The following is a 19,346-nucleotide window of genomic DNA, read 5'->3' as shown; positions in this document are numbered from 1 at the left end:
AATGAAAAAGATACCAACATTAACGATACTTACGGGTTGTCCAGCATCTGGGAAAAGTACTTTCGCCGAGTGGAAAGTGCGAACAGAACCTAAAACGATGAGAATAAGCCGTGATGAAATCAGGTTTTCGCAATTTCAGGAAGCTATGGATCCGGCATATGAAAGTATGATTTCTAAAATTGTTAACGGGCAAATAAAAACCTTGCTTTCAAATGGATGGAATGTTATTCTGGATACTTGTAATGTAAAGTTAGAATACATCAAACAGCCTATAAACGATTTCTCTGAAATGGCTAATATTGAATTCAAAGTGTTTGATTTACCGTTAGCAGAACTTTTGATTCGAAACGGAAAAAGAGATCGAAAAGTACCAAAAAAAGTGATTGAAAATATGTACCATCAATTGCAAAAAACAAAAGAAAAGTTTGATTTTAAATCAATAAGGAAAGTGAATAAAAACTTAGAATACGCAATCCAAAATCCAGAATTGCCAAAAGCAATTATCTGTGATCTAGACGGAACATTGGCATTGATGAATGGGAGAAATCCTTTTGATGCAAGTAAATGCGATCAGGATGAATTAAATGAACCAGTAGCAAATGTGTTGAGAAACTACAAGAAATTGGATTATAAAATATTGTTGGTTTCTGGAAGAGAAGATAAATACAAAGAACCGACGTTGCGTTTCCTTGAAAAACACGCAATTGAATTCGATGACTTAATCATGAGAAAAAGTAGCGATAACCGAAAAGATTCTATCGTGAAAACTGAAATTTATACAGATTTCATCAAAGATAAATACTTTGTAGAGTTTGTTCTCGATGATAGAAACCAAGTAGTAGATACATGGCGAAAAGATTTGAAATTACCGTGCTTCCAAGTGTATTATGGGGATTTCTAAAGGTACAGAGGTTCAAAGAGGCAAAGGTTCAAAGGTTTTAACCGCAAAGGGCGCAGTCCCGATTACGCGAAGTGCGCAAAGAATTGTTTCACGCAGATTTTTAAAATCCTTTTAATCTTATTAATCTGTGGCAAAAATAAAAACTTAGCGACTCTGCGACTTAGCGAGATTAAAACAAGCCAAAGAAAATTAACACCTACGTGGCAAACAATAAAAAACAATAAAAAACAAAAGACCCAAAGAGCAAAAAACTCTGAGCCTTAGTTCCGATAGCTATCGGAACTTTGTAACTTAAAAAAAATGAAAACATATATAGATATCGGAATTAATTTAACCAATAAACAATTCCACAATGACATAGACGATGTTATACAAAATGCATTAGATGCCGATGTATCGCAAATGATACTAACAGGAACAAGCGTAAAAAATAGTGAAGCTTCGGCTGAACTAGCAAAAGAATATCCAGATATATTATACGCAACAGCTGGAATTCATCCGCATGATGCGAAGAGTTTTGATGCGCAAAGTATTTCAAGATTGAAAAACTTATTAAAACAGAAACAGGTAGTTTCAGTAGGTGAGTGCGGACTCGATTTTGATCGTGATTTTTCGCCACGAAACATACAGGAAAGTTGCTACAAAGCCCAATTAGAATTGGCAATCGAAGTCCAGAAACCGTTATTCCTGCACGAAAGAGCTGCTTTTACACGGTTTATGAGTATTACAAAAGAATATTTACCTCAATTGCCAAAAGCAGTCGTACATTGTTTTACAGGAAGTTTGCAAGAAGCCAAAACTTATCTCGATAACGGATTCTATCTTGGTTTTACAGGAGCAATATCCGATAGCAAACGTTTTGACCATTTAAAGGAAGTGATTCAGTACGTTCCGCTAGATCGAATGATGATTGAAACCGATGCGCCATTTATGCTTCCCAAAAATGTTCCTAACAATCTCTTGAAGAAATACCACGAACGCCGTTGCGAACCTACTTTTCTGCCTTTTGTTGCTGCAACGGTTGCACAGTTTAAAGGAATTTCGGGGATTGTAGTTGCGAAGGAAACTACGAGGAATGCTAAGCGCTTTTTTGGGATTTAGCATTTCCTAACAGGTTTTTAAGACCTGTTAGGTATTGTGTTAGAGATTTATTTGTTGGCTTTTAAATCAGGTATTTTTACGGGGTTTAAAGGCTATTTGTTTTAATTACATTTGAAACCAACCTTGAAAGAAAAAATACTAGAAAAATTAAAAGAAATAGAAAACAACAAGCAAGTTGATATACTTTTTTCTTGCGAATCGAGTAGTCGCGCTTGGGGATTTGCGGAAAGCCGTAAAGTTATATAAGAAGTTAGTCGCATTTTTGAAATCATTAAAAATAAATAGGAAATAAAAATATAAGCAACTTTTTAACTAAACTAGTAAAAAACATGAGTAATAGAGGATCAGAATGGAGAAAATGGGATTTACATATTCATACTCCTGCTACATTATGTTCAGATTATGGTGGTGATACTGATGTAATTTGGGAGAAATATTTTGAAGAGTTAGAAAGACTTGCCGTCGAAAAAAATATAAAAGTTATTGGTATCAATGACTACTTATTTATTGATGGATATAAAAGAGTCTTAGATTATAAAAATAGAGGAGGATTGAGTTCAATTGAACTGATCTTACCAGTTGTGGAATTTAGGTTGAAAGAATTTGTAGGTAGTAAGGAATTAGGCCGATTAAATTATCATATAATTTTCGCTGATGATATATTATTAAAAGTAGATCAAATTGAAACTCACTTTTTATCAAATTTAAGAGGGAAAGGAAATTTAGATGCATCTTGCCCAGACGGCTACACTTGGGGAGGCGTTATTACAAGAGAAACTTTAATTGACTTGGGTAATCATATTATCCAAAATACTCCAGACGTAAAAAGAACAAGCGTTAGTCCAATAGAAGTAGGTTTTAATAATTTAAATTTTGAATTATCTAAGATCCAAGAAATTCTAGGAGAAGGTGCCGAACCCAATACATTTCTAAAGGATAAGTATTTTAAAGCTATTGGAAAGGCTGAATGGGAGGATTTTAGATGGGACAATTCAGCATTGGAAAAAAAGAGCGTAATAAATGGAACTCATTTTGTGTTTTCGGCTTCACCTAATGTAGAACAAGCAATTAAAGGAAAAGAAGCATTAAAAAAACAAAGTGTTAGTAGTAGATTAATGCACTGCAGTGACTCACATGGTTTTGCTAAAGATATTAAAAATACGAATTCAAAAGAACTTGGGCATTGTTTTACATGGATTAAAGCTAATCCGACATTTGAGGGATTGAAGCAAATAATTTATGAACCTGAAGAAAGAGTAAAGATACAAAAGGAACAACCTGAATCTGAAAAATTAGATAATCTAATGATAGAGGAAATTAGTTTTGAATCTTCTAATAATAATTTTACAAATCAGCCTATTAAATTAAATAAAAATCTCAATGTTATTATTGGGGGTAAATCTTCTGGTAAATCAATATTACTTTATAAAATTGCAAGGACACTTATGCCTGAAATTTTAACAAATAATTCAAATGAAGGATTATTAAAAAATGATGTGTTAAAATATAAAGATACAGAGGATAATAGGTATAAGGATCTGTATGATTTAACAAAAAACGATTCTAATTTTAATTTTAATATTAAATTGTTTTCAGGAAGTAAGCAATCTTTAAAAGATCGAATTACTTCTTCAAGTATTTTACCTAGTATTAAATATATACCTCAAAATCATTTGTCAAACCTTGTTGATAAGAGTAGAAAAAATGGAGCGACTTTAAAAAAATTAATTAGGGACTTGATTCTTGAAGAACCTGAGTATAAGAAAAAATATGATGATTTTGTAGAGGAAGTAAAGAAAAACGATTTGCAAAGAAATCAAGATATTAATTACTATTATTCTTTAAAAGAGGACATTAAAAAAAAGGAAACGGAATTAGCTACAAGAGGGGATATTAAAGCATTGCAAGAAGGAATAGATTCAAATAAAAAGAAAATAGAGAATCTAAATAAACAATTTTCTTCGGAAGATTTAATAAAATATAATACTCTTGTAAACGAAAGAAACAGCTTAAATATAAAAGAGAATACGATTAATTCTGATTATGAAAAAATAAAAAATTTTAACTCTGATTTAAAAAGATTAATGTCAGAGATTTTAAGCAGAAAGAAAATTTTACTTGATTCTTTGGAAAACGAATCAATTAAGCATGAATTTACAGCTAAATATGGATTTATAGATGAAGCTGTATTTAATATCGACAATATTGAAAAGGACTTGTTAAAGAATAAAGAAGATGAATTTATATTAGAAAATCAATTTAAAATTCAGTTGAAAGAAATAATTAGTGTTAGAGAAAAAATTGATAATGAATTAAAGCCATTTATTGAGAAGCAAGAAAATCAAAAGCAGATAGAAGCAATTCAGAAGAGTATTTCAGAAGATGAAACAAGATTTAGTGAAGTTATACAATTTGAAAAAGAAATCCAAAGTAGTAAAGCAACGTTAGTTTCTCAAAAAGGAAAAATTTTTATTGATTTAGAAACCAATTTCAGAGAATATGAAAAAATCATTCAGAATCTAAATCCAAGAATTTCATCAATAAAAGGGCAAGATGATAAGGTAGAAATAATAGGTTCAATAAAATATAATTTCCCAAAATTTGTAGCTATTGTTGATTCAATAAGTGACGGTAGAAGTTTTAATAATAAGGGATTTGAATATTTATATCCAAATGAAATTAGAAAAACGGCATTGAAAGAATTTGAATTTGAAAAAATTAAAGAGGGTTTAATAAATTTATTTAATAGAATTGAAGAAAATAAAATCGTTCTAAAAGGAACTAGCCAACTAGAAGCATGTAAAAAAATTCTAACTGATTATTTCTTTGACCATTGGGATGTAATGTCAGATAATGATGATATTCATAAAATGTCTACGGGTAAAGCTAGCTTTATTTTATTAAAATTAATAATAAAATTAAGTAAGGATAAAGGGCCAATTTTGATTGATCAACCTGAAGATAATCTTGATAATCGTTCAGTTTCTAGAGAATTAGTTGAATATTTGAAAGAGAAAAAGAAAGAGCGTCAAATCATTTTAGTAACTCATAATCCTAATATTGTTGTAAATGCTGATGCTGAAAACATAATTGTAGCTAATCAAAATGGACAAAATGATATAAAAAGTGAGAGTCCGTATCAATTTGATTATATAAATGCTGGTCTTGAAGATACTTTTTCTAAGATTGAAACACAAAAAGATCTTTTAAAAAGTATGGGTATTAGAGAACATATTGCAGATATAGTTGAAGGAGGAAAAGAAGCTTTTAAAAAGCGTGAAGAGAAATATGGATTTTAATTAAGGATCAAGAATTCGGAATTTTAGTCTAATCTGATTCCAATAAAAACAAAAAGCGCAAACCTCAAAGATTTGCGCTTTTCAATTATATAAAAGAAAAAGAATATTATTTCCCTTTCATCAATTTTTCTAAAAATTCAACCTTATCTTTTTCAGCCTGAACCAAACGTTCGTAAAGCTCAACAACTTTATCAAGAGGATTGAAAGTACAATGATTATTTTGAGTATTTCCTTGAGCACCAGTATTTGAACTGTTATCGTAAAAGTTATTGAAAAAATTAAAAACAGATTCTTCTGTAAAATTTTCAAGTGCTTCAACGGTAACACCAAGTATTTTTGCAATTTCAGTAAGTTTTTCTGGATCAACAGTTTCGCTTGCTTCGATATTCGAAATAGATTGCTGACTTACGCCAATAGCATCTGCAAGCGCTTCTTGTTTCATACCACGAAGCTCTCTGATTCGGCTTATATTTCTGCCAATGTGTTTTGGTTTTGTTGCTGTGCTCATAAGTTCAAAGGTATTAAATTTTTTTAAAAAAAGAGTGATTCGTAAAAAACACGTTTCACTTATTTTAAAAACACATAGTCAGCTATGTGAAAGAAATATGTTTCTTTTTGTATGCTTTTTTACATATAAAATCTATGTTTCTATGTGTTAAAGTTAATTACTTCCAACGGGTTTTTAAAAGTCAACTCTTTAAGAAATAGTCATCTTCACTCCCAAAATATGCTTGCAAATCCCTCTTTTGCCTTGATAAGCGGTAAACCAATCACAAGTACATCTTTGGTTTGACCCTTCGATAATTACTTTGTGTATCACGCCAGAACCTTTTACTTTGGCTTCGATATAATCGGCTCTGCGTTCTATGATTTCAATGTCTTCATTATCGATTAATTTTTTGGCATTTTTAAGTCTTGGATTTAAAGAAAGAATGCGCTCCGTTTTAAAAGGAAGACGTCTATAGAAATGAGCCTTTTCGCTTAAATCATAACCCAATAATCCCATCGATGATAAATTAGAAGTAAGATTATCCATAGTGCCAAAATCGATATCGTTTTCTATAGAAAGCATTGTTGGGTCAAAAGTTTCATTCGATTTTAGTAAACTGTTTAAACCATAAACCCATTCTATTGGTAAGTTTTCGGTCATGGTTTCGAGAATATTTCCTTCGCCCGAAAATCCGCGATAAGAGTCAGGAGAAAATGCCATTAACAGCTGCATTTTTCCAAATTCAGAAACTATAGCGCAAGTTTGCTTATCTGAAGATTCGTAGATATAAATTTTCTCTACAATTGCCAGAATTCCTTCTAACAATCTTAGTCGTTGCACGCCACCAATTCGTACGCTGTCGTTTGTAGCCAAAGTCGAGAACATAAATTTCCCCGCTCTTTTGGTGATAAAAAAATCTCCTTTTACGCTTCCCTTTGGCAAACTTTGAAATAACTGAATGGTCTGAATTTTATTCAATTCATATTTAACATCCATATCGGCAAGATAAAGCTGTACGCTTGTTAAGCCTTTAATCCATCGCATTGGTAAGGTCACTTTCTTTTCGGTCACTTTTGCTTTGGTAGTAATCACTTGTACATCTTGCTGACCAACGGCAAGCGTAACCTTTTCTTTTTTTTGAATGGCATTTAATGCATTTAGCATTGGGTCATTAAAATCAACATTGGTAGTTCCGTTGGCAATAAATTCGCCATCTATTGCTTCGGGTTTCATATCCAATCGTACATAGACTCCATTGCAGGAAGAAAACCCTTCAAAACGCAATCGTTCTGCTCCTGCCGATACAATCGGATCACGAAGGCTTGGAGGAACAGGGCCAAAACTAGAACGAACCACTTTGGCAATTGTACTCCAACATTTTGCAGTAACATAAGGATCGGTTAAACTCCCCCAAAAAAAGCAAGGTATATTATTAATTTCTTCGATTTCGGTTTGATGAGCCAAAACCAAATTATTGATTCCTTTGGTTTTGCTATACGTTGAGATTCCTTTATAATTGTATTCTAAATCAGTCATTTTTCTTTATTTTAAAATTTGCTTAATCAATGATTTAAGCGAAGCATTATCTTTCCATTGCTCAAAGAAAACAGTTGCTTTAGGCGATGGCTTTTGATTTGTTTTGGTTAAAACATCAAGATAGTTTTCAATTATTTTTTTGAAGCTCGTTGGTAACTTATCTTTTAGATCAAGATTTTCAAAAAAGGAATTAAACAACTTCAGTAAAGCATCGTTATGCAATGGCGAAACATCTTTTATGGCAATTAATCCATCAACCATTCGTAAGAATACGCCATATTTCCCAGATGCTAAGAAAGCCAGTTTCTGAGCAAATAATTCGATGTCAATAGTTTGTTTTTCGACCAAATTAATCAAAACTTCAGAAGCCATTAATCGGATGTCTTTCTTTTCCTGAAAGAAACTACAAGCATATAAAAGTAAAGAAGTGCCTGAAAATGTAAACTCTGGGCGATTTATAATATCCAGAAAACCTTTTAAATCTGGTTTTGCTCCATCGCCAGTACCACAATTTTGCAATAGTGTTATAGCAAGTGCATCATCATTTTGTGGTGTTAAACTGTGCCAGTAATTGGTATTTCCTGCTGAATTAAGTAAATAATCCCAACTATTTGGTCGCTGATAGATATCTAGGCTGTACAATAAATAATTTGGAATTTTTGAATAATTAGGCAAATCAAATCGGAGTTCATACCAAGATGGAGTTCTCTCTTTTTGTTTGGTTTGATAGTTGGTCCATTCATTCCATTTTTCTTTAAATCTAACCTGAGGTTCAAAAGGAGAAATCACAAATGGAATATCTTTTAAATACGTGTTTTCAAATTCGTTGAAAGTATTATTTGGATAAAAAGTCCTTGTAGCTACAGCCCAAAGAGATAACATTCCCGTTTCTTTGGTTGTTTTTCCCATTGTTGCCAATACTTTTGAAAATAGCGATTCGGATCCTAAATTTAATTTTTCACTTACGCCCAAACAAAAGGATAATAACTGTTTGAGTTCTCCTTCTATTTTATCCAATAGCAGAATAGCTTCTTCTGTATTTTCTCTTGGCATTCGCGAAATAGCAATGCTTAAATCTAGAAAATCAATTTCTTCGTTTGTATTTTGATAGGCAATAATCCTTTCTAATAAAACTTTTGGAGCAACCCAATATGGTTTATGACTAGGGAAAGAGAGTAGTGGTAAAGCTGAATTCTCATTCATTTTTTGCTGTACTTTCTCCAATAATGGCTGAGCTAATAATAGCGTATTGATTTTAGAATAATGTTTATGCTTGCTATTGAATTTATTTTCGATGTTTATAATTTTATCCATCAAAAAAGTTTTTACAAAATCTTTATTTACACTTTCAAAATAGCTCTTTTGCAGTTGTTTTAAATAAGGCTGTAATTGTGCTGAATAATCTGTTGGGAATAAATCCCTTTGCATGATATATACGTTCAATAGAATTTCTGTATCGAGTACTTCTTCTGAAGCGATGAAGTTTCCAAACTGAAACACAACGTCATTCCAATCAGTAGGAAGCTGTACTTCCTCGATAAGTAAGGCTTCTTTTTTAGGATCAAATATATATTCTTCGAGATTAGAGTCGTCAACAGCTAAAGCTTCATTGTCGATAAAATTACTTAATCCCGATTTAATATTTCCTTGCATCAAAGTAACATAAGATGATAGTTTCTCTTTAAGTACAGCATCCTTTTCGCTAGCTAATTTTACAATAATTTTGCTTGCTCGTTCTTGTAAAGCCAAATCCGCAATTACAAAAACATCAGCTATAATTGATGCAATCGTTTTGTTTAATTTAGGGTTCGACTTACTCATTTTTTCTAAAACAGGTAACACACTTTTAATAGCGGCTTTGCAATCACTACGCATCATTAAAGGTTCTAACCATTCAAAAAAAGATTTGGTTTTGAATTTAGGATGTTCGTACATTTTTTTAACAAGCTCGATTCCGTAACTTGTTATTGGCGGATAAGCATTATGTAAATAAGAGAAAATATTTTCCTGATGAATAACGAGTTCATCTGCGGTTACTTTAAACTCTTCAATTCTTTTTCTGAAAAAGGATTTCAGGTTATTGTTCCATTCTTTGGTTTGAATCAGGATAGCATTTTCGATAAAGAAAGCGCGTTCCATTTTATTATCGTCTAATAACGCCTTATACATAATGCTCCAAGTATTGAACTCATCATATGCTTGTGAATCATTATCTCTAAAGAAACTGTTATGAAGAATTGTTTCATAATTAAACAATTCTGGAATATCTCTTTGGTAAGTTAGCTGGTCATTTAATGAATTAGTAATGAATTCTCTTGTTTTTATTTTGGATTGCCATTCATTGTTTGATGCTAGACATAGCGCATACAATTCAGGATTAAAAGCTAATAAATTATGATCTTCTAGTTTGCGAAGAATGTGATACATAAAACTAATCCAGTCTTGTTTTTTGATTTTATCTAAAAGGAAAGTTTCTAACCAATTGGGTTTTGCCCATATTAAAACATCCAAAACTTGACTTTTTTCATTGATTTCGTTAAGTAAACTGAAAGCTTCATCCCAGGAATTAATTTCAGTTTTATCAAATAAGGCAATAGCACTTAATGTAATGATATCACTTTGCTTTTTATCTCCACGAGTTCCCCATCCGTAATCATGCTTGTCTTTCTTTACGTAGTCCGAATCTTTAGACAAGTCGGTGTACGTCATCCAGTAGCGCTTGTTTTTCTTGATATGTTTTTTTAAGGCTTCAATATTTCCTTTTGATTTCTCTTGCAGGAAAGGCAATAATAAATCGATGTTCTTAGATTTTATAATGGCGTCGTATTCCTGTAAAACTAAATCAGCATTTGAACTTTTGGCAGTTTTTGTTTTTGTAGAAGCAGCCACGGTAACATCGCCATTTTCTGAATATCCTTTTTTTATTTTTTCATCCAATAACTTTTTTGCAACTTTTAATGATTCTTCATCTGTAGCAAAACTCTTTGTTTGGGAAGTTCCAGAGGTTCCATTTTTTCCATAAGTAACAGTATATTCTAATCCTGTAACTTCAATTTGCCAAAATTTATCGGAATTCCCATCTATGAATTTTAGGTGTTTTTTCATGCTGTTTTAGGGGGATTGTATTTATAGAATCTTATAATTATATATTTTAAAAATATGGAATTATTCTGACATAAACCAAAAAAATAATTGAGATTATTGGTTGCTATTTTTGATAGAATGATAAATGTTTCAGGATTAATCACATAGGATTATTTATTTGTGTTTAATAGAGGTGTAACAAGTAATTAATGTGGTGGCTTAATTTTTTGTTAACAAAAAATTAACCAAATAAAACTCCTTTTTTTATTGATTGTTCGTATAAAAAGTTAATTTCGCATAAAAAAATATAAGTTTTATCGTGGTAAAAAATAAATTAAGTTTATTATTTGTAGTTAATTACTTGGTTATGTTTGTGTTGTTTATTTTGAATTTTAAATCAGGTATTAAAATTGTAACCGTTACTACTGAAATATTATTTGATAATTTCATTATGACTAAAGAATTAAAAAGAGTTGAAGAGAAGGAGTTCAATACTCGTGAAATTAGACTCAACTCTTTGTGTACTGCATTACAATTCCACTCGATTTCAGAACAAAGTAGGCAAATTCTAATGGAACGATTCATTCTGGAGAAAGAAGAGTTAGCCCAATTTAATCCGAGCTTTATTGCGAGTGAATCGTCAAAAAATTGGTCCAGGATACAAAATTATACTGAAGAATTTTCTAAAGAGAATCGATACCAATTAATAATTGGATCAGAAAATAGAATACCAGTTCTCTATGTGCAGATGAAGGAATTGATTTACCCCAAGATTTGCTTAAGTACATAAAGATATGAAGGGCTTAAATAAAATGTTTTGTTTTCTTTTGTTTTTCCTGTTTATTTTTTGCGAAAAGGAAAAAATTACTACAGCAAAAGACTTAGAAATTAGAGTTCGTTATTTCAATCTTGAAAAAATAGGTTGGAAATCTCGCACATATATTCAAACTGTAGATGACATCGTTTTTGCAGCAACAGAGGTCCCTATCCAGTACTATTTATTAAAAGATTTTGGCAAAGATAACTTAGCGAAAATCGATTCTCTCTATGAAGAAAATAAAAGAGAAAGGATATTAGAATTTACTTTTCAACAACAAGAAGAGAAAGACTTACTAACCAAAAGCTTTACAGGTTTGGATTATACAGATGCTGTTAAGTATATGTCTTTTGGGCTTGAAAAAGATTTTTATGTGGTTACATCAAAGAAAGATACCATTGCATGTTCGGGAGTTACTTTCGAGCGAAATTATAAAATAGCTCCATATCAGCGAGTTTTATTGTTTTTTTCAGGAATTGATCCGAATGAAAAAATCCAATTAGTTTACACAGATTCCCTTTTTAGAAAAGGAACATTAAAATTTAAATTTAAAGATCCCAATACTCAAATAGCCTTATGATTCAGCAAAAAACAAATAGATTTAAGAAAACAATTGCCATTTATTTAGCCATAATGATTCTTTTGGAAACATTGCAGCCTATGCAGCTTTATGCATTGACAGGAGGTCCGTCTCAACCAGAATTTGAGTCATTTACACCAATTGGTACTTCAGATATGGTTGATTTAGCTAGTGGCGATTTCAATTATAATATTCCGATAATGGATGTTGGTGGATATCCTTTAAATCTAGCCTATAATTCTGGGGCAACTATGGATCAGGAAGCTTCATGGGTAGGGTTAGGATGGGACTTGAACGTGGGACAAATTACTAGACAACTAAGAGGATCGCCAGATGACTTTAATGGTGATGAGATGATTTATGAGAATAACATGAAGCCTAGTATAACAATTGGATCAAATTTTAACGCGTTTGTTGCTGGTTTTGGATTTAATGAAGCAAAAGCAAGCGTAGGGATGGGAGTTAAATATAATAATTATGATGGATTTGGAGCTTCTGTAAATGCAGGGATGAGTTTTCAAATAGCCAATAATTTAGGGGTTGGTATGGATTTAGAGTCGTCTGCATCAGAAGGGGTATCAGTAAAACCGAATATTTCATTCTCTAAAAAATTAACTGAGGTAGGAGCTAATAATATCAATTTAGGGCTCAATGCAGGGATAAGTTATAATAATAGAAAAGGACTGGAAAGTATGACTATGTCTTCTAGTATAAAAAAAGTAGAGAAAGTAACTGAAAAAAATATTGCTACAAATCCGTTGACTTCTGGATCATTTTCTGTTATTAACGCTTCTTATACCCCTACAAAACGGGTGGGGATGGTTTCCTCAAATTATATGTTCAGCATAAATGTTCCCCAATTTGAATTTTGGGGTTTTGAGCCAGGGGCTAAATTTTCGGGATACAGAACAAGCCAGGGAATTAAGGATTCTGAAAAGTATAAAAAAGAAAAAGCCTATGGTTTTGAGAATACCTACAATGCTGGGAAATCGGATGTTTTAGATTTTAATAGAGAAAAAGATCGAACATTTAACAAAAACACAACCTCATTACCAATTACCAACAATACCTATGATCTATATAGCATACAAGGTCAGGGAGTTGCAGGGATGTATCGCCCTTACAAATCGCAAGTAGGCTATGTTTATGACAATGAGGTACATGATGATACAAAAGGAGGTAGTTTAGGAATAGAGCTTGGTGGCGGTGGCGGTGCTCACATAGGTTTTGACGCTACTGTAACCCTTGGAAAAAGTAGTACCAAATTATGGGAAAATTCAAATCCAGCATTGGGGAGGTTTGTAGAGAAAAAAACAGGAAATAGACCTGATTATGAAAAAGTATTTTTTAAGAATATCGGTGGGACACATGTCGATAAGGAATTAGATTTATTCGATACTAAATTAGGAAGATATGCTGCGGTAAAATTAGATTTAAATGGGGGTAAATTCTCAAGAAGTACCAATTTAAATTACTTCAAAAATGATGGTTCGATTGCTAATACCGGAATTATTAAAAGAGAATTATCGCGCTTGTCTCGTAACCAAACAATACAAAATTTAACCAAAACGGAAGTAAAAAGATATGGTTCTAAAAATTCTATTAGCCAATTTGCAAAAGACCACCATACTGCCGAAGTAAGAATCACAAAAGAAGGAGGGGAACGATACATTTACGGTAAAGCCGCATATAATACAATTAAGAAAGAGACAACATTTGATGTAGGAACAAATCCTGAAGTAGATTACAAAAAGAATTTAGTTAAGTACTATCCAGACTTAGGCGACAATTCAGCCAACAACAAGAAAGGCGGCGACCAATATTTTAACAGAGTGACTACACCAGCTTATGCTCATTCTTATTTATTGACGTCTGTTTTATCATCAGATTATCAAGACTTAACAAATGATGGCCCTTCTGATGATGATTTAGGAACCTATACCAAATTTGAATATGAGAATAAAACTCCTAATAAAGCAGAACTTTATAAATGGAGAGTTCCTTTTAATGAAAATGAGGCTAATTATGATGAAGGTTTACGATCTAGTAAAAAAGACAATAAAGGGAATTATCAATACGGAGAGAAAGAGCTTCTTTATGTAAAGAAAATTGTAACAAAAACACATATAGCTATTTTTCATCTTTCAGAAAGGAATGATGGATATGGAGTTAAAGGTGAAAATGGTGGCAGTGGAGAAGCTTCTAAAAAAATGTACAAATTGGATAAAATTTCATTGTACTCCAAGCCAGAATATACTGCAAATGAAGACAAAGCTACTCCGATAAAAGAGGCTCATTTTGAATACAATTATAGTTTATGTCAAGGTATTGACAATAGTATAAATAATGAAGGGAAATTAACACTAAACAAAGTCTATTTTACCTATAAAAATTCAAACATGGGGAAATTTACTCCTTATGTCTTTGGTTACGCTCCTAAAAGTTTAACCGATAGTAATCCTGATTATAAATTTGAAAATGATATAATTAACAACCCATCATACAATATGAAGGCGTATGATGTATGGGGTAATTACAAACCTGCGAATGATCAATTAGGTCCAGAGACTACATCCAAATTATCTAATGCTGAATATCCGTTTGTTGATCAAAGTAATAGAGAAAATGCAGATTTGTATGCAAGTGCTTGGCTGTTAAGAACGATTAGATTGCCTTCGGGAGGTTTAATGGAGTTAAATTATGAAGCAGATGATTATGGCTATGTACAAGACAAGGCTGCAATGCAAATGTTTAAAGTCGTAGGTAGTGGTACACGGGAAGGACTAACGGCAGCTAATGTTGATCCTGAAAATACGATGAAAAAGAGAAATTTAGGAGAATATATCTATATCGCATTAGATCATAAAATAGATAAAAAACTATCAATTAATGACCCACAAATTTCTAATATTTTTTATGACAAGTATATAAAAACGATTGGAGACGATAGCAATCCATTATATTTTAGATTTTTACTCAATATGGTAAATCCTAATCCTTTGCCAGGTATTGATGGAACTGATAAATACGATTATGTAACAGGATATCTCAATATAGAAAAAGGTGTAAAGTCTGGTTTTGGATTTCTCGAAACTAATGGGAAACACTATGTAGCTATACCTGTTAGATATGTTGGAAAAGGAGATGGATTTAATCCTGATAAAAAAGAAGTAAATCCTATTGTTAAAGCAGGTTGGAATTTCGGGAGACATAATCTTAACAGACTCGTTTATAGTATGCATAATGAAGAAGACACCAATAATTTAAAAGGTGTCGTTATGGAACTGATAGGTTGGATGCCAACACTTCTTGATATTTTTAAAAACCCTAATGCTAAATTAGAACAAACAGGTATAGCAAGCAAATTTGTTAGCAATAAATCATGGATTAGGCTTTTTAATCCTGATGGGAAAAAAATTGGTGGAGGTAGTAGAGTTAAGGAAATTCAAATTCATGATCAATGGGATATAATGACAGAGCATAAAGATAATAAAGCCTATCAGCAGTCTTATGGACAAAAATACACCTATGAAACTGAAACTGGAAAATCTTCTGGAGTAGCTACTTATGAGCCGTTAGGTTGTAAAGAAAACCCTTTTGTTAAGCCTTCTTATGATGAAAAAAGAAGAGAATTATTACTTGGACCAGATACTGATAATTATGTTGAAGAACCTTTTGGAGAGTCTTTCTTTCCAACACCCAAAGTTACTTATAGCAGAGTTACAGTGACCAATTTGGCAAGAAATAAATATAATGATAAAAAAGAAATAATAGCAACAGTAAAAAAGCATGCAACAGGATCAGTTGTAACAGAATTTTACACGTCTAAAGATTTTCCAACTATTGTTGATAGAACGACGCTGTCGTCTAATTATGATACCTCTACAGCTCTAGCGAGTATACTTAATTTAAATGTTAGGGATCATATTACATTATCACAAGGATATGCAATACATACTAATGATATGGATGGTAAAATGAAAAATCAACGTGTATATGGCGAAGGGCAAGATCAATACATTTCAGGAGTTGATTATAAATACAAAACAGCAACTCAGAATCAAGACAAAAGTCAAGAAAAGTTAGATAATATAGTTCAAACTATTGATTCAAAAGGAGCTATGTCTTCCGAACTGGTGGGTGTAGATTATGATGTAATAAATGATTTTAGAGAGAATAAAACTATTACTTCAACTAAGGGGATTAATGGAAACACTGCATTTTTGTCTTTTACTCTTTTAACGTTAGTTATTCCAACACCTATTCCAAGTTATTCGAGACATGAAAGCCAAATCAGGACAGCTGTGACTACTAAAGTTATTCATAGTACAGGCATTCTTTTAGAAAAAGTGGCTTATGATTTGGGATCAAAAGTGTCAACCAAAAATCTGGCATGGGATGCAGAAACTGGAGATGTCTTATTGACTCAAACTGTGAATGAGTATAATGACAACTATTTTAATTTTAATTTTCCTGCCTATTGGAGTTACGCAGGTATGAGTCAGGGAGCTAAAAATGTTGGATTAGAGTGGGATATAAACACAACTGGTAAGAATCAATATCAATTTACAGGCATTCATAATGAATCAGACTATTTAATAGATGGAGATGAAGTATGGATTAATGGTATTGCTCCTGATAATCGAACAAAAACGATGATGAAGGCTTGGGTAGTAAAAGTAAATGCTGCTAATTTTCAGCTTATTGATGAAAGAGGGATTCTAATTAAGGACGATGCTATTGCTACTGCCAAAATAAAAGTAATTCGCTCAGGATACCGAAACATGCAAATGGCGGCTATGGCAAGTGTTACTTCTATGATAAATCCATTGTATAATTACGATGGTAATAATAAGATTACGAAAACAAAAGGAAATATAGGAAAGGAAAATCCTTTTATATCCAACACAGCAAGTAATAGGATTGTTAATGCTTCGGCAGTAGAGTATAATAATATTTGGCCCTCTCCATGTGAATGTAATTTACCTAAAATGACTTTTGGAGAAAATGGAACATTACAATTTGAATATGAAAAAACAGCTAATAACGCTGAAGAAGAAGATATTATTAAAAACTCATACAACCCTTACTTATATAATGTTTTAGGGAATTGGAGAGCCAATAAGTCGTATGCTTATTTAACCGGAAGGAATTATACGATTGATCCAACTCCTCGTAAAACTGGATTCTTTACCGATTTCTATCCATTTTATGTGTTTGCGACCAATAATAATACTTGGGAAATAACAACAGGAGCGAATTATGATAAATGGACGTATGCATCCGAGGTTACTCAATACAATCCTGCTGGACAGGAGATAGAGAATAAAGATGTATTAAAACGTTATTCTTCGGCTTTGTATGGCTATAACAATCGTTTTCCAGTTGCTGTAGCCTCAAACACTAAATATAGTGAGCTAGCCTCCGATGGATTTGAAGATTATGACTTTTCAAACTGTGGTGCAGCCTCGCATTTTGATTTTCAGGGACAATTAAGAATTAATGATGTTAGTATATCTGATAAGCAATCGCATACAGGCAAAAAAAGTTTAAAAATAGCCCCAAATAAAAAAGCAATATTAAAAAAACAAGTCGTTCCGTGTGTTACAGCTGAAGCAGCCCTTAAAAAATAATTATTATCATGAAGTCAATCAATATATTAGTTTTTAGCATCATAAGTTTCCTTTTTACAACAACAGTATTTGCTCAGGATTTAAGCGATCAGGAAATAGGATTTGATGAGGCTAGAGTAATAAACTCATTACGAGAATATGGAGTTACAGATCCCGAAGGACTTACTATTGAAATTGAGCGCAAGCGAGAAATGTTTAAAGTTCGATATCTGGAAATGAAAAAAAAGAAACAGGAGATTTTAGAAAAAATTGAACTTGAACAAAATACAAAAAAAAGACTGCACCGAAATGTTGCGGTCGATATACCGCAGTCTGAAAAAGACGCACTGCTAGCGATATATAATAGTACCAATGGAGCAAATTGGAAAAATAATAAGGGTTGGGATTTTAATAAACCTGTTACTTCTTGGAATGGAGGTATTGGATGGTATGGAGTTACTGTAGTTAATGGACATGTAGTTAAATTAAGCTTAAGCCGCAATTCCTTAAGTGGAATCCTACCACCAGAAATAGGACAATTAAAATATTTAACTTTTTTGGATCTTGAGCGTAGTGGGGTATCAGGCAGTATACCCAAAGAAATAGGGCAGCTTGAAAATTTGCATTTTGTAGATGCTCGCTATAATGGATTAACAGGTAGTATACCTGCAGAAATAGGGCAGCTTAAGAAACTTAGTTCAATTGCGTTAGGGAGAAATGGATTAACAGGAAGTATACCTGTAGAATTTTATAATTTAACGGCGCTTTCTTCACTCTCTTTAGCGTATAATAAGCTGAGTGGAACACTGTTACCTGATGTCAATAAACTTATAAATCTTACTCATTTGGATTTTGAGAATAATGATATTAGTGGATCAATTCCATTACAAATAGGAGAACTAAATAAATTGCAATATTTGGGTTTGGACATGAATAAATTAACAGGAAGTATACCCGATGAAATTTATAATTTACAATCTCTTACTACTCTGATGTTAGATTATAATGGTCTTGATGGTACAATTTCAAGTAAAATAAATAAGTTGAAAAATTTAAGAACGCTCATATTGTATGCTAATAAATTAACAGGGAGTATTCCTCCGGAAATTGGACAATTGGATAATCTTGTAGAATTACAACTAGGAGTTAATCAGTTAACAGGTTTTATTCCTAAAGAAATAGGATTATTGAAAAATATAGTTAGGTTGTATCTCGATCGTAATCAATTAACTGGAACCATTCCTAAAGAAATTGAAATGCTTACGAAACTACGATTTTTTGGTTTAGATTATAACCAACTAACGGGTACGCTACCTCCAGGACTAAAGGATTTGACAAATTTATATAATATGGATGTATCAAATAATTTTTTAGAAGGTTCAGTACCCGATTTAAGACATATAAATACTTTAGGAATAATTTCGAATAAGTTTCGTTTTATAGATTTTGCCTCTGAATTTTCTCTATATAAAACAAAAATGAGTAGATATAATTTTAAGTATAACTCTCAAAAAAAAACGGATACTGCAAAAACAACTACAGCACGAATTGGCGGATCAATAACGCTAACAATGTGTGAAGACGGTAGATTTACGCCAGATGATACGTTCCAATGGTATAAAAATAATGCCATAATCTCAGGTGCAACCTCAAGAGAGTATGCACTTACAGATTTGAAAAATACTGATGCAGGAACCTATTTTTGTAGATCATATCATACGACTAATCCTGATATGTCTCCATTGATATTAGAGAGAGAACCTATACAATTAAATGTAATTAATTGCACACCAATAGTTGGAGTAATTAAAGTTGTTAGATAAGGATGCCTTTAATTATTTATAATCAATAAATCAAATCAATACTATCTGTAAATTATAGGGTGATATAAATCCCCTATGTCTATTTGCATATAAATATATAATT

11 protein-coding genes are annotated in these 19,346 nt (G+C 32.0%); 8 read left to right on the top strand and 3 right to left on the bottom strand.

Annotated elements, in window-relative coordinates; genetic code table 11:
* Nucleotide 1: 1 nt before the first annotated feature.
* The 4 genes from OIU80_RS11780 to OIU80_RS11765 all read left to right on the top strand — a co-directional run bounded on the left by OIU80_RS11780 (nt 2) and on the right by OIU80_RS11765 (nt 5,301).
* A complete protein-coding gene (locus OIU80_RS11780) occupies nt 2-901 on the top strand; it encodes a phosphatase domain-containing protein (RefSeq protein WP_264287201.1) in 900 nt (299 codons plus the stop codon).
* A 300-nt stretch (nt 902-1,201) separates the two neighbouring features.
* Nucleotides 1,202-2,002, top strand: coding sequence for a TatD family hydrolase (locus OIU80_RS11775; RefSeq protein WP_264287200.1), 801 nt, complete (start codon nt 1,202-1,204; stop codon nt 2,000-2,002).
* A 111-nt stretch (nt 2,003-2,113) separates the two neighbouring features.
* Nucleotides 2,114-2,248, top strand: a complete 135-nt coding sequence (locus OIU80_RS11770) for a DNA polymerase beta superfamily protein (protein WP_319004968.1) — start codon at nt 2,114-2,116, stop codon at nt 2,246-2,248.
* A gap of 83 nt (nt 2,249-2,331) precedes the next feature.
* On the top strand, nt 2,332-5,301 hold the full coding sequence (locus OIU80_RS11765; RefSeq protein ID WP_264287198.1) for a TrlF family AAA-like ATPase: 2,970 nt from the start codon (nt 2,332-2,334) through the stop codon (nt 5,299-5,301).
* Between the two features lie 106 nt (nt 5,302-5,407).
* Here OIU80_RS11765 and OIU80_RS11760 read toward each other — a convergent pair whose 3' ends face one another.
* The 3 genes from OIU80_RS11760 to OIU80_RS11750 all read right to left on the bottom strand — a co-directional run bounded on the left by OIU80_RS11760 (nt 5,408) and on the right by OIU80_RS11750 (nt 10,432).
* A complete protein-coding gene (locus OIU80_RS11760; RefSeq protein ID WP_264287197.1) occupies nt 5,408-5,809 on the bottom strand; it encodes a helix-turn-helix domain-containing protein in 402 nt (133 codons plus the stop codon).
* Between the two features lie 189 nt (nt 5,810-5,998).
* Nucleotides 5,999-7,327: an SWIM zinc finger family protein gene (locus OIU80_RS11755; RefSeq protein ID WP_264287196.1), complete on the bottom strand. Its 1,329-nt coding sequence runs from the start codon at nt 7,325-7,327 to the stop codon at nt 5,999-6,001.
* A 6-nt stretch (nt 7,328-7,333) separates the two neighbouring features.
* Nucleotides 7,334-10,432, bottom strand: coding sequence for a DUF6493 family protein (locus OIU80_RS11750; protein WP_264287195.1), 3,099 nt, complete (start codon nt 10,430-10,432; stop codon nt 7,334-7,336).
* A gap of 346 nt (nt 10,433-10,778) precedes the next feature.
* Here OIU80_RS11750 and OIU80_RS11745 point away from each other — a divergent pair, with 346 nt between their 5' ends.
* The 4 genes from OIU80_RS11745 to OIU80_RS11730 are packed head-to-tail and all read left to right on the top strand — an operon-like array spanning nt 10,779 to nt 19,243.
* The gene (locus tag OIU80_RS11745; RefSeq protein ID WP_264287194.1) at nt 10,779-11,201 is read left to right on the top strand and encodes a hypothetical protein; all 423 of its coding nucleotides are present in this window, start codon (nt 10,779-10,781) and stop codon (nt 11,199-11,201) included.
* Nucleotides 11,202-11,223: 22 nt separating this feature from the next.
* Complete coding sequence (locus tag OIU80_RS11740; protein WP_264287193.1) at nt 11,224-11,808, top strand: hypothetical protein; 585 nt, start codon at nt 11,224-11,226, stop codon at nt 11,806-11,808.
* Nucleotides 11,805-17,441: a hypothetical protein gene (locus OIU80_RS11735; RefSeq protein ID WP_264287192.1), complete on the top strand. Its 5,637-nt coding sequence runs from the start codon at nt 11,805-11,807 to the stop codon at nt 17,439-17,441. Before OIU80_RS11740 ends, OIU80_RS11735 begins: the two co-directional genes overlap by 4 nt.
* A gap of 8 nt (nt 17,442-17,449) precedes the next feature.
* Nucleotides 17,450-19,243, top strand: a complete 1,794-nt coding sequence (locus OIU80_RS11730; protein ID WP_264287191.1) for a leucine-rich repeat domain-containing protein — start codon at nt 17,450-17,452, stop codon at nt 19,241-19,243.
* Nucleotides 19,244-19,346: the final 103 nt, after the last annotated feature.

Origin of the sequence: Flavobacterium frigoritolerans (assembly GCF_025847275.1) — a bacterium.
Classification (GTDB): domain Bacteria; phylum Bacteroidota; class Bacteroidia; order Flavobacteriales; family Flavobacteriaceae; genus Flavobacterium; species Flavobacterium frigoritolerans.
Note: the sequence above shows the minus strand (reverse complement) of the source record. Positions and strands in the feature narration are given on the sequence as shown.

Bases quoted from the DNA above. Each gene is read 5' to 3' on its own strand.
- OIU80_RS11780 (WP_264287201.1), top strand. From the start codon at position 2: ATGAAAAAGATACCAACATTAACGATACTTACGGGTTGTCCAGCATCT.
- OIU80_RS11745 (WP_264287194.1), top strand. From the start codon at position 10,779: ATGTTTGTGTTGTTTATTTTGAATTTTAAATCAGGTATTAAAATTGTA.
- OIU80_RS11730 (WP_264287191.1), top strand. From the start codon at position 17,450: ATGAAGTCAATCAATATATTAGTTTTTAGCATCATAAGTTTCCTTTTT.
- OIU80_RS11750 (WP_264287195.1), bottom strand. From the start codon at position 10,432: ATGAAAAAACACCTAAAATTCATAGATGGGAATTCCGATAAATTTTGG.
- OIU80_RS11740 (WP_264287193.1), top strand. From the start codon at position 11,224: ATGTTTTGTTTTCTTTTGTTTTTCCTGTTTATTTTTTGCGAAAAGGAA.
- OIU80_RS11755 (WP_264287196.1), bottom strand. From the start codon at position 7,327: ATGACTGATTTAGAATACAATTATAAAGGAATCTCAACGTATAGCAAA.
- OIU80_RS11735 (WP_264287192.1), top strand. From the start codon at position 11,805: ATGATTCAGCAAAAAACAAATAGATTTAAGAAAACAATTGCCATTTAT.
- OIU80_RS11760 (WP_264287197.1), bottom strand. From the start codon at position 5,809: ATGAGCACAGCAACAAAACCAAAACACATTGGCAGAAATATAAGCCGA.
- OIU80_RS11765 (WP_264287198.1), top strand. From the start codon at position 2,332: ATGAGTAATAGAGGATCAGAATGGAGAAAATGGGATTTACATATTCAT.
- OIU80_RS11775 (WP_264287200.1), top strand. From the start codon at position 1,202: ATGAAAACATATATAGATATCGGAATTAATTTAACCAATAAACAATTC.